Source organism: Okeania sp. SIO2F4 (assembly GCF_010672385.1).
GTDB lineage: Bacteria > Cyanobacteriota > Cyanobacteriia > Cyanobacteriales > Microcoleaceae > Trichodesmium.
In genome coordinates this window covers 1-1,612 of record NZ_JAAHGT010001364.1, presented here as the reverse complement: position 1 = coordinate 1,612, position 1,612 = coordinate 1, and the positions used below count along the sequence as shown (strand labels likewise).

Here is a 1,612-nt window from a genome sequence, read left to right as displayed (position 1 = left end):
ACTCTACAGAGTTTTCCAATATATTGATACAGATAGGTCAGGATATATAAGTTTAGATGAGTTACAAACTTATATTCGTAGTATCGATACCGATATTAATGATGTTCAAATTGAGAATATGATGAAAGCTGCAGACACAAGTGGTGACGATCTAATCAGTTACGAGGAGTTTCAAGCAGTATTTAAATCCTTGAAATCTTAGGCCAAAATTGATTAGTGTCTAATTCCATAAATTATATAGCGTTTCTCAGGTCGTTGGAGGTACACCTATTTTTATTTCTTTTCTATTCCCTATTCCCTGTTAAGTGTTAAGTGTTCCCAGTTAAGTGTTCCCTAAAACAAAGGAATGCGCGTACCTCATCAGGATGGAAATTGCTATAGCAGTTTTCATGAATAAGACTTACGCAAAGTATCAAATAATATCATGTCCGGTTGAATAGTTATAATTAGAGCTTCGTAGTATGGCTTGAGCAATAATATCGATGCAATAACTCTGCTTAATATTCTTTAATATTCTTTAGTGTCTATAGGGTAAGATTGATATCAATTCCAGCCAATTAAAAATTGCTTTTAGGTTAATTTGGATACAATATTTATTTCAGTATAGTAGTAGTAATAAAGATATGGTTAAGTGCTAAAAAAAATATTTTGCTTGAGAAAAAAAAAATTGAGTGATGCTAGGTAATATTTCTGAAACCAAAATCCATCGAATACGATGGGCACTGACCCTGGGTTGGTGCCTCCTAATTGTTTCACTATTCTACGATCCAATATCCAGTCAGCTAACAGAACCTTCCAATGCACTAAGTCCCTTCAGACTCAATATAGAAAACTGCGTCCTGGTACAAGGAAAATGCCTTGAAGAGATACCCTATCCGATGGGAGCTTCTATTTTTTGGGGTATGATCGTGCCTTCTGGTGTTTTCATGTTGTTTGTGTTAGGACACGAATTTTGGCGACGAATTTGTCCCCTATCCTTTATTTCACAAATTCCTCGTGCCTTGGGATGGGAACGTAAACGCACCCGCGTCAATCCGAGAACGGGGAAAGTACGCAAGGAATTGGTCAAAGTCGCCAAAAATTCATGGCTAGCTCGGAATCATCTTTCCCTACAATTTGCCCTTTTCTTTCTAGGGTTGTGTAACCGCATTCTTTTCGTCAACTCCGATCGTTTGGCTTTAGGTTTGTTTTTAACATTCACCATTCTTGCAGCACTAACGGTCGGTTTCCTCTATGGTGGTAAGTCTTGGTGTCAGTATATTTGTCCGATGGCTCCTGTACAAAAGATTTATGCACAACCAAGAGCATTGCTCAACAGTACTGCTCACAAAGGCGATCGCCAACCCATTACGCAGTCCATGTGTCGGACGGTAAGTCCTGATGGTAAAGAGTTGAGTGCCTGCGTTGCTTGTCAAAGTCCTTGTATTGATATAGATGCCGAAAAGTCCTATTGGGATGAAATAGACAACCCGCAGCAGCAAATGCTCTACTACGGCTATGTTGGCATTACAATTGGGTATTTTTTCTATTACTATCTTTATGCGGGTGCCTGGGATTATTATTTATCGGGGGCTTGGGCTCACGAAGAAAACCCAATACTGCTGTTTTAAAT

General features: G+C 38.7%; 2 protein-coding genes. Both read left to right on the top strand.

Translation table 11 applies throughout. From position 1 onward, the window contains the following. The coding region (locus F6K22_RS40440; RefSeq protein WP_293110755.1) for an EF-hand domain-containing protein at positions 1-202 on the top strand (202 nt) is incomplete at its 5' end. A gap of 706 nt (positions 203-908) precedes the next feature. Further along, on the top strand, positions 909-1,610 hold the full coding sequence (locus tag F6K22_RS40435) for a 4Fe-4S binding protein (RefSeq protein WP_293110753.1): 702 nt from the start codon (positions 909-911) through the stop codon (positions 1,608-1,610). Positions 1,611-1,612: the final 2 nt, after the last annotated feature.